The sequence below is a fragment of the Brevundimonas sp. genome (assembly GCF_044239655.1).
GTDB lineage: Bacteria > Pseudomonadota > Alphaproteobacteria > Caulobacterales > Caulobacteraceae > Brevundimonas.
The window spans coordinates 18,038-27,346 of record NZ_JBIIAY010000033.1 but is presented as its reverse complement, the minus strand read 5'-3'; the positions used below and the strand labels follow the sequence as shown (position 1 = coordinate 27,346).

Below are 9,309 nucleotides of genomic sequence, written 5' to 3'. Positions count from 1 at the left end.
AGGCCCGGGCGAAGGCGCAGGGACAGGCACCGGCACCGGCACCGGCCTCGGCGCTGTCGGGACCGGTGCCGTCTGCACGGGACGCGGCGGCGCGACCACCGGCGGCGCAGGCGGCGGCGGAAGCGTGGTCTCGTCGACGGCTCCCTCCACCAGAATCAGCCCCGGTCCCGTCGCATAGGGATCGGACCCCAGATCGGTCGCACTAGCCGGCAACAGGATCCGCTGCCCCGGCGTGATCGCCGCTCGGGGCCCCAGGTTGTTGAGGTCGATCAGGGCCTGAACCGGCGTCCGGAACCGCCGCCCCACGCCCGAGATCGTATCCCCCGGCTGGATCACATAGGCCTTGCGCCCGCCCTCGGAGGCGCTCGGCACGGGGTCATATGCGGGTTCAATCGGGGCCTCATCCACGGGCGCAGGCTGCACCACCACTGGCCGCGTCGGCCCGCCGTTGAGGCCCGAGGTGATCGCCGCCGACGGCAGGGCCCCGCCCTCAATCGGTTCGATCGGCGCGGTCAGGGGCGGCGGGGCCTCGACCGGCGCAGGCGGCGTCGCCGGATAGACCGGCTGCGGATAGGCCGCCGGCCCCACCGTCCCGTCCGCCCGCGTCGAATAGCGCGGTGCATCCGGGTAACTCGAACAGGCCGCCGCCGCCAGCGCCGCCCCGGCGATAAGGAAAAGCCTCGTCCAGCCACCCATGCCCATGCCGCTCTCCTCGAAATCCAAGCTCTGCTTTGCCCCGCGTCGCCCCATTAGCCAAGCCGCCAATCGGCACGAAAGTGGGGCAGAGAGGTTCGAGGGGCGAGGGATGAGGGCCGAGGCAAGCGAGCGGCCTTCGTACCCGTCCCTCGCCCCTGGAACCTCGAACCTCGTCCTACCCCTCCTTCGCCGTTCCCTCGACCAGGGGCACGAACCGGACCTCACACAGGCTTTCGCGGCGGAACGAGCCGTCCGGCTGGCCCGAGTAGCGGTGCAGCATCTGCACCGACGTCCTCCCGACCGGACAGACCAGCACCCCGCCCGGCTTCAGCTGTTTCAGCAGTTCCGTCGGTTCGGTCGGCGAGGCGGCCGTCACCATGATCCGGTCGAACGGCGCCTGTTCCGGCCAGCCCAGGCCGCCGTCCGAATGCTTGGTAATGACATTGTCGATCTGCAGCCGCTTCAGCTTCGCCTCGGCTTCGATCAGCAGCGATTTGTACCGCTCCACCGAATAGACATAGCGCGCCAGCCGGCTCAGCACCGCGCACTGGTATCCGCTGCCGGTGCCGATCTCGAGCACGCGGTGGCGCGGCTCGACCTCCAGCGCCTGGGTCATCAGGCCGACGATATAGGGCTGGCTGATCGTCTGGGCGCAGTCGATCGGCAGGGCCTGGTCCTCCCAGGCCTGATCGAGGAATTTCTCATGCACGAAGACGGCGCGGTCGATCGATTCCATCGCCGCCAGCACCTTGCCGTCGGTCACCCCCTGCTGTCGCAGGCTCAGGATCAGCCGACCCGCGCGGTCGTTGTGTAGGTTCATCCCAGACCGGCCTTTGGAGGAACCCCGCCGATCACGCCCTTCAGCCCGTGGACGCTCTCGCGGTGCGTCAGGTCGATGTGCAGCGGCGTGACCGAGATCTTCCCGTCGTCCATGGCACGCAAATCCGTGCCCGGCGCGTGGTCCTGTTTCGCGCCCCGGAAACTCATCCAGTAGTAATCACGCCCGCGCAGGTCGGTGCGCTTGACCGCATGCATCTCGCCGATGCCGCGGAAGCCCTGCACCGTCACCTCGACCTCTTTCACCGCCTCGATCGGTCGGGCGGGGAAGTTCAGGTTCATGACCACGCCGGGGGCCCAGTCCTGTTCCAGCAGCTTCCGGATGATCCCCGGCGCGAAATGGGCGGCGGTTTCCCAGTGGGCGGTGACCTCGTCGTGGAACCGTTCCAGCGACTGCGACAGGGCGATCGACCGCACCCCCAGCGCCATTCCCTGCAAGGCCCCGGCGACGGTCCCCGAGTACGAACAGTCCTCACCCACATTGTGCCCGCGATTGACCCCCGACAGCACCAGGTCCGGCGGCCCGTCCATGATGTCGCTGAAGGCCAGCACGACACAGTCGGTCGGCGTGCCCGTGACCGAGAACCGCTTTTCGCCCAGCCGGTTGACCCGCAGCGGCTCGGTCAGGGTGATCCCCCGCCCCTTGCCCGACTGTTCGGTGGCCGGTGCGACGATCCATATTTCGTTCGGGCTATCGCGCTTCGCGCTACTTGAGCCCAGGTCGTCCAACAGGGTCCGCGCGATCGTCTCCAGGCATTCGAGCCCCTCGGCGTCGATGCCGTCGTCGTTGGTCAGGAGGATTCGCATGATGCCCAACTACCCCGAAGGGTGCCGAGGCGACAACCGACCTCCGGCACTTCCACTCAGCTTCCGCGCAGCACCCGGAAGGTATCCGCCTGGATCACCGTGGCCCCACCGCAGTCGTTGGCGACGCGCGAGCCCTTGAAGTTCATCACGGGGCCGTCCGCCTCGGTCCAGGCGACCGCCTTGCCGCTGAACCGCACCTGGGTCCCGCCCAGGTTGGCCGTCCGTTGCAGATCGCGCGGCAGGACCACCGAGGTACAGGGCCGGGCGAACGGCTGCTGGATATCGCGCTGGCTCTCATACAGCTGGATCTCGCCGTTCACGACCTTGACCCAGCCGGTAAAGCTCTCGGCCCCCGGCTGCGCCTCCGGCGTCCCCGCCTGCTGCGCCGAGGCCGTCCCCGCGATCAGGGCGGCGGCAGTTACGAAAGTGAGCATTTTCATCACGAACTCCTCTTTCCTGTCCTTCTCCCCTTGCGGGAGAAGGTGGCAGGCGGAGCCTGACGGATGAGGGGTGACACGGCCCTCAAAGGTGGGGGCCGCCAGGTTTCGCCACACCGTTACCGCCGGCGTGACCCCTCATCCGACCTCGCTTCGCTCGGCCACCTTCTCCCGCAAGGGGAGAAGGAAAAATCAACCCACGTGGGTCAAGGCCCCCATATAGGGCTTCAACGCATCTGGGACCGCGATCCGGCCCCCCTCGTCCTGATAATTTTCCATGACGGCCACCAGGGTCCGGCCGACCGCGAGGCCCGATCCGTTTAGCGTATGCACGAACTCCGGCTTGCCACCCGCCGACCGCTTGAACCGCGCGTCCATCCGCCGCGCCTGGAAATCCCCGCAGTTGGAGACCGAGCTGATCTCGCGATAGGTCGCCTGCGACGGCAGCCAGACCTCCAGGTCGAAGGTCTTCTTCGCCGAGAACCCCATGTCGCCCTTGCACAGCAGCATCCGCCGATAGGGCAACTCCAGCCGCTTCAGCACGGCTTCCGCGCACGTCGTCATCCGCTCATGCTCGGCGTCAGAATCCTCGGGCCGGGTGATCGAGACCATCTCCACCTTGTGGAACTGATGCTGGCGGATCAGCCCGCGCGTATCCCGCCCCGCCGACCCCGCCTCGGCCCGGAAACAGGGCGTCAGCGCCGTTAGCCGCAACGGCAACTCCTCCTCCGGCGTGACCTGCTCACGCACGAGGTTGGTCAGGGAGACTTCGGCGGTCGGGATGAGGAAATACGGTTCACGATTGCTTAGTTGGGCCTCAACCTCCTTAAGCTTAGCGGTGACTGCTGAGAGGACCTGATCGGCAGAAGTCTCGGCTGGGAAGGGCGGGATGTCCTCAACTTTTTGGTGCCAGATTGCCAAATCGACGACGTGAGATGTTGGGAACAAGTCTTCGGCAAACTTTGGAAGCTGCCCAGTTCCGAACATTGCATTGGTTTTCACCAAATAGGGCGGGTTGACCTCCAGATAGCCATGCTCGGTCGTCTGCAGGTCCAGCATGAACTGTCCCAGCGCCCGTTCCAGCCGCGCCAGCCCGCCCTTCAGCACCGCGAACCGCGCCCCCGACATCTTCGCCGCCGCCTCGAAGTCCAGCAGCCCCATCGCCTCGCCCAGATCGGCATGATCCTTGGCCGCCGCCCCCACGACGGGCCTGGGCGCGCCCTCGCGCTCCGCCGCCCAGACCGCCGTCACCACATTGCCGGCCTCGTCCGCCCCGTCCGGCACGTCGTCTGCCGCCAGGTTCTGTTGCTTGGCCAGCAGGTCACGCAGGGCCGTGCCGACACGGGCTTCCGTCTCGCCCGTGGCGACGATCTCGCCTTTCAGCCCCTCGACCTCGGCCTTCAGCCGATCCGCCTCGACCGCATCCTTGCGCCCCATGGCGGCCCCGATCAGCTTGGACGCCGCATTCCGCTTGGCCAAAGCCTCCTGCCCCGCCGTCTGCGCCGCCCTCAGCTCAGCATCCAGCCGCAGAATCTCCGCCACCAGCGCCTGCGCCCCCTCAACCCCACGCGCCGACCAGCCGCCCACGAAGACGTCCTTGTTCTCGCGAATGGCTTTGATGTCATGCATGGCGTGGGTCTCCTCTAACGCCCCGCCTTACCGCCCACGACACCGTCGGAGCAACCTTGCGAAGTCGTCTTCCCCCGCTGCGCGGCAGAAGAATAAGGTGCCCCCATGTTCATCCTTCCCCTGTTCCTATCCGCCCTCGTCACCACCGCCGCCCCGGCGCAGGATCGGTGGATCGCCGGATGGACCTATGCGCCGGTATCGAGCGTGGGTCCGACCTCGCCGCCGTCGCCGCCCAATCCCAATGACGTGCGCGGCCCCCTCGGCCCCGTCATGGTCGAGAACCAGACCGTCAGCCAGACCACGATCGTGGCCGCCGCCGGGGACCGCATCCGCATCCGCCTGTCCAATCTCTATGGCGCGGCACCCATCGTCGTGGGTGCCGTGACCGTCGCCGTCGGCGACGCAGCCCCCATCCCCGTCGCCTTCGACGGCGCGTCGGGCCTGACCCTGCCGGCCGGGGCACCTCGCCTGTCCGACCCGGTCGCCCTGCCCGTCCGCGCGCTCGACCGCGTCAACGTCAGCGTCTTTTACCCGGCCCCGACCGCCCTGCCGACCCACCGCCTGCGTCAGGTCCTGCGCGACGGCGACGCCTCGGCCGAGCCTCTCGCGCCCGACGCACCCAGGATGCGCCTCGGCGCCCTGCTGACCCGGATCGAGGTCGAGACCGAGGCGCCCACCGCCGTCGTCGTCGCCCTGGGCGATTCGATCACCGAGGGCACCGGCTCACTGCCTGGCGGTCTGGGCGGCTGGCCCGAACGCCTCGCCGCCCGCATGGTCGACGCCGGGCGGCCCTATGCCGTCGTCAACGCCGGCATAGGCGGCAACCGCCTTCTGCATCAGGGATCGGGGCCTTCCGGCCTGGAACGGCTCGACGCCGACGCCCTGGCCGTGCCCGGCACGACCTGCCTGATCCTGCTGGAGGGGATCAACGACATCGGTCGCCCCACCCGGCCCGAATACGCCCACGAAGCCGTCACCGCCGACGACCTGATCGCCGGCTATCGCCAGGTCCTAGCGCGCGCAAGGGCCGCCGGGATCAAGCTCGTCGTCGCCACCATCCCGCCGTTCGAGGGGGCCAACTATTTCAGCGAAAAGGGCGAGGCGATCCGTGTGGCCACGAACGCCTGGATCCGCACCTCGCCCGAGATCCACGGCTTCGTGGATTTTGACGCCGCAATCCGCGACCCGGCAAACCCCCGACGCCGGCGGCCCGAAGCCGACAGCGGGGATCGCCTGCACCCCTCGGACGCCGGCTATCAAGCCATGGCCGAGGCCATCCCCCTCGACGTCTGCGACTGAGACAAGGGAGCGCAGACGACGTCGTTCCTCCGTCCATTTTGTTCTTGCTTTGTTCTCACACGCGTCTATCGTCGTCCCATGGTCCCGGCGACGAAGCCATTGCAGACGAAAGGACGCGGCGCCCGGACCAACGCCACCGGCCGGTACGAACCCGTGGTGCACGAGACCTTCGACGACGGCTGGACGGCCGAAGACGACGCCCCTGCCCCCTTGCGGACCACGCTTACGCCCGAGCACGCCCGCAAGATCATCACGACCAACACCTCGCCCGACATCGGTTTCGACCGCTCGATCAACCCCTACAAAGGCTGCGAACATGGCTGCATCTACTGCTACGCCCGTCCATCCCATGCCTGGATGGGCCTATCCCCGGGCCTGGATTTCGAGAGCAAACTCTTCTTCAAGCCCGAGGGCCCGCGTCTCCTGGAACAGGAGCTCGCCGCCCGCCGGTACGTCTGCAAGCGCATCCACATAGGCGGCAACACCGACCCCTATCAGCCGGTCGAGCGCGAGCACCGGATCACGCGCGGCCTGCTCGAGGTCATGCAGCGGTTCAGCCAGCCCTTCTCCATCATCACCAAGTCGAACCTGATCACCCGCGATGTGGATATCCTTGGCCCGATGGGCCGCGAGAACCTGGCCCAGGCCTTCGTGTCGATCACGACGCTCGACCGCGACCTCGCGCGGACCATGGAGCCCCGCGCCGCGACCCCGGCCCGTCGCCTCGACGCGGTGAAGCGGCTGGCCGATGCGGGCGTCCCCGTCGGCGTCGGCTTCGCCCCCGTCATCCCGGGCCTCAACGACCACGAGCTGGAATCCATCCTGGAGGCCGCCGCCAAGGCCGGCGCCACGCGGGCCATGTATGTGACCCTGCGCCTGCCGCTGGAGATCAAGGACCTGTTCCAGGAATGGCTGGCCGACGCCCGGCCGGACCGCGCCGCCCGCGTCATGTCCCTGGTCCGCCAGACGCGCGGCGGCAAGGACTACGACGCCGACTGGTCCCAGCGCATGAAGGGCACCGGCCCCGTCGCCGACCTGATCGCCGTCCGCTTCAAGGCCGCCGTCAAACGCTACGGCCTGAACGGCCCCTTGCGCGAGCTCGACGTGACGAAGTTCAGGGTCCCCGCCGACGCCCGGCCCCAGTTGGAGCTGTTCGGCTGAGGCTCGGCCGCCCCGAGGGCTCAGCCCAGGGTGACGGTATGGTTCCAGCCGTGGGGGTCGGGCCGTTCACCGCGCTGGATGCCGGTCAGTTCGGCGCGAAGCGAGGTCGTGACCGGCCCCTCGACTCCGCCGCCGACGGCCTGTTCGCCGCCGGTCCAGCGGATCTCGCCCACCGCCGCGACCACCGCCGCCGTGCCGCAGGCGAAGGCCTCGGTCAGCCGGCCGCTGGCGGCGTCCGCCTTCCAGCTGTCGATGTCATAGGGGGCTTCCTCGACCGTCATGCCGCGATCGCGCGCCAGGGTCAGGATCGAAGCGCGGGTGATCCCCGGCAGGATGGTCCCCAGCGGCGGGGTCCGCAAAGTGCCGTCGTCGAACACGAAGAACATGTTCATCCCGCCCAGTTCCTCGACCCAGCGGTGTTCGGCGGCGTCCAGGAAGACGACCTGGTCGCAGCCCTTGGCCACGGCCTGCTGCTGGGCGACCAGGCTGGAGGCATAGTTGCCACCGCATTTGGCCGCGCCGGTGCCACCGGGCGCAGCGCGGGTATAGTCGTCCGACACCCACAGCTTCACCGGCTTGGCCCCGCCCTTGAAATAGGCGCTGGCCGGCGAGGCGATGACGCAGAACATGTATTCGGTCGCCGCCCGGACGCCCAGGAAGGCCTCGTTGGCGAACATGAAGGGCCGCAGATACAGGCTGGAGCCCTCCTGCTCGGGGATCCAGTCGATCTCGGTGCGGACCAGGGCCTCGATGGCGCCGATGAACAGGTCGTCGGGCAGGACCGGCATGGCCAGCCGTTCGGCCGAGCGGGCGAAACGCGCCGCGTTCTCCAGCGGACGGAACAGGGTCACGCCATTGCCCGACCGATAGGCCTTCATCCCCTCGAAGATTTCCTGGGCATAGTGCAGGACGCTGGCCGCCGGATCGATCTGGAACGGCTGGCGCGGCCCGATCTGGGCGTCGTGCCAGCCCTTGGCCTCGGTCCAGCGGATCGTCGCCATATGGTCCGTGAACACCTTGCCGAAGCCGGGATCGATCAGGCGCTTGGCCCGCTCATCGGCTGCGGTCGGCGCGGGATGGGTCAGAAACTTGAACACGGCGATCTCTGGGCAGACTGGATGGGAAAGTCGGGCGTTCCCTAGCCCGTATCGGCCGCCGTGTTGAGGGCGTTTGTGACTACCTGCGAAACACTCCGACCAGTTCGACATGCGCCGACCACAGGAACTGGTCGATCGGCGTCACCGTCTCCAGCCGGAACCCGGCGTCGATCAGGGTCCGCGCGTCGCGCGCAAAGGTTACCGGATTGCACGATACCCCGACGACCACGGACGCCTTGGTCCCGACGATCTGGGCCGTCTGGTCCACCGCGCCCGCCCGGGGCGGATCGAAGACGATGGCGTCGCAGCCCTTGAGGTCGAACGGGCTCAGCGGCCGCCTGAACAGGTCGCGCGCCTCGGCCGTGATCTGGCGCAACCCCTTGGCCGACCCGACCCCCGCCTTCAGCGCTGCGATCCCCGCCGCCGACCCGTCGGCCGCCAGCACCGGGGCTACCGTCGCCAGGGGAAAGGTGAAGGTCCCCGCCCCGCAGAACAGGTCGGCGATCTTCTTCGCACCCTTTACCGCCGCCACCGCCCGCGACGTCATCGCCGCCTCCGCCTCCGGCACCGCCTGCAGGAACCCCCCCGCCGGCACCGGCACGGTCGCCGGCCCGAACGCGACCAGAGGCTGGCGCGCCATCATCAAGGTGTCCCCGGCCAGGCTCAGCCGCGCCAGGTCGGCCGCGTTGGCGGCGCGGATGGCCTGCATCTGGCGATCCGCCGACAGCCCGCCCGACTTGCGCTCCACCCCCGTCACGTCGACGTCCAGCCCGGTCAGGGTCCAGGTCGCATGCAGCGTGGGTGCCGACTTCGGATGCTCCAGAAAGGCCGCCGCGATCTTCGCCAGGGCCGGAAACGCCGCCACCAGCCGGGGATCGGCGACCGGGCATGCGTTGACCTCCACCAGCCGCCACGACTTCCGTGCCTTGAACCCCAGGATGACCCGCCCCTCGGGCGTCCGCCGCGCGTGCAGGGCGATCCGCCGCCGCGATCCGGGCGGCGAGGCCACCGTCGCCTCGATCTCGGTCTCGATCCCCTCGCGCGCCAGGGCCAGCCGCACCTGTTCCCGCTTCCAGTCCAGATAGGGCCCCGCCGCCCAGTGCTGCAGCGAACACCCGCCACAGTCGCCATAGTGCGGCGACACCGGCGCGATCCGGTCGGGGCTGGCCTCGACGATCTCGACCCTTTCGGCCCGCCCGTCCTTGACCTCGGCCCGCACACGTTCGCCGGGCAGGGTCAGGGGCGCGAACACGGGCCCGCCGGGCGTCTCGGCGATCCCGTCGCCCTGGGCCCCGATACGGTCGATCGTCAGCAAGTCATCCATGGGGGCCCTTAGCCCAATCCTG

Annotated in this window: 9 protein-coding genes; 2 read left to right on the top strand and 7 right to left on the bottom strand. The window is 68.8% G+C overall.

The window, feature by feature from the left end; translation table 11 throughout:
• From ACILQR_RS06470 to serS, 5 genes are all read right to left on the bottom strand, one after another.
• Positions 1-723, bottom strand: a 723-nt coding sequence (locus ACILQR_RS06470) for a LysM peptidoglycan-binding domain-containing protein (RefSeq protein ID WP_395650651.1), incomplete at its 3' end; no start/stop codon positions are given.
• Between the two features lie 148 nt (positions 724-871).
• Positions 872-1,516 carry a protein-L-isoaspartate(D-aspartate) O-methyltransferase gene (locus tag ACILQR_RS06465; RefSeq protein WP_395650650.1) on the bottom strand — a complete coding sequence of 215 codons (645 nt, stop codon included), beginning with the start codon at positions 1,514-1,516 and terminating at the stop codon, positions 872-874.
• A complete protein-coding gene (gene surE, locus ACILQR_RS06460; RefSeq protein WP_395650649.1) occupies positions 1,513-2,340 on the bottom strand; it encodes a 5'/3'-nucleotidase SurE in 828 nt (275 codons plus the stop codon). The genes ACILQR_RS06465 and surE overlap by 4 nt, the downstream gene beginning before the upstream one ends.
• Before the next feature lie 56 nt (positions 2,341-2,396).
• Complete coding sequence (locus ACILQR_RS06455) at positions 2,397-2,780, bottom strand: hypothetical protein (RefSeq protein WP_395650648.1); 384 nt, start codon at positions 2,778-2,780, stop codon at positions 2,397-2,399.
• A 189-nt stretch (positions 2,781-2,969) separates the two neighbouring features.
• Complete coding sequence (gene serS / locus ACILQR_RS06450; protein WP_395650647.1) at positions 2,970-4,406, bottom strand: serine--tRNA ligase; 1,437 nt, start codon at positions 4,404-4,406, stop codon at positions 2,970-2,972.
• Between the two features lie 105 nt (positions 4,407-4,511).
• Between serS and ACILQR_RS06445 the strand changes: the two genes are divergently transcribed.
• Both ACILQR_RS06445 and ACILQR_RS06440 read left to right on the top strand, forming a co-directional pair.
• Positions 4,512-5,705 (top strand): SGNH/GDSL hydrolase family protein, encoded by a 1,194-nt coding sequence (locus ACILQR_RS06445; RefSeq protein ID WP_395650646.1) that lies wholly within the window; start codon positions 4,512-4,514, stop codon positions 5,703-5,705.
• A gap of 78 nt (positions 5,706-5,783) precedes the next feature.
• Positions 5,784-6,866 carry a PA0069 family radical SAM protein gene (locus ACILQR_RS06440; RefSeq protein WP_395650645.1) on the top strand — a complete coding sequence of 361 codons (1,083 nt, stop codon included), beginning with the start codon at positions 5,784-5,786 and terminating at the stop codon, positions 6,864-6,866.
• A 20-nt stretch (positions 6,867-6,886) separates the two neighbouring features.
• Here ACILQR_RS06440 and ACILQR_RS06435 read toward each other — a convergent pair whose 3' ends face one another.
• Positions 6,887-7,963 carry a branched-chain amino acid aminotransferase gene (locus ACILQR_RS06435; RefSeq protein WP_395650644.1) on the bottom strand — a complete coding sequence of 359 codons (1,077 nt, stop codon included), beginning with the start codon at positions 7,961-7,963 and terminating at the stop codon, positions 6,887-6,889.
• A 79-nt stretch (positions 7,964-8,042) separates the two neighbouring features.
• A complete protein-coding gene (locus tag ACILQR_RS06430; protein WP_395650643.1) occupies positions 8,043-9,287 on the bottom strand; it encodes a class I SAM-dependent RNA methyltransferase in 1,245 nt (414 codons plus the stop codon).
• Positions 9,288-9,309 lie beyond the last annotated feature (22 nt).

What these genes read in the sequence shown, in the direction of transcription:
- surE (WP_395650649.1), bottom strand. Translation starts at nt 2,340, where the DNA reads ATGCGAATCCTCCTGACCAACGACGACGGCATCGACGCCGAGGGGCTC.
- ACILQR_RS06455 (WP_395650648.1), bottom strand. Translation starts at nt 2,780, where the DNA reads ATGAAAATGCTCACTTTCGTAACTGCCGCCGCCCTGATCGCGGGGACG.
- ACILQR_RS06430 (WP_395650643.1), bottom strand. Translation starts at nt 9,287, where the DNA reads ATGGATGACTTGCTGACGATCGACCGTATCGGGGCCCAGGGCGACGGG.
- ACILQR_RS06440 (WP_395650645.1), top strand. Translation starts at nt 5,784, where the DNA reads ATGGTCCCGGCGACGAAGCCATTGCAGACGAAAGGACGCGGCGCCCGG.
- serS (WP_395650647.1), bottom strand. Translation starts at nt 4,406, where the DNA reads ATGCATGACATCAAAGCCATTCGCGAGAACAAGGACGTCTTCGTGGGC.
- ACILQR_RS06445 (WP_395650646.1), top strand. Translation starts at nt 4,512, where the DNA reads ATGTTCATCCTTCCCCTGTTCCTATCCGCCCTCGTCACCACCGCCGCC.
- ACILQR_RS06465 (WP_395650650.1), bottom strand. Translation starts at nt 1,516, where the DNA reads ATGAACCTACACAACGACCGCGCGGGTCGGCTGATCCTGAGCCTGCGA.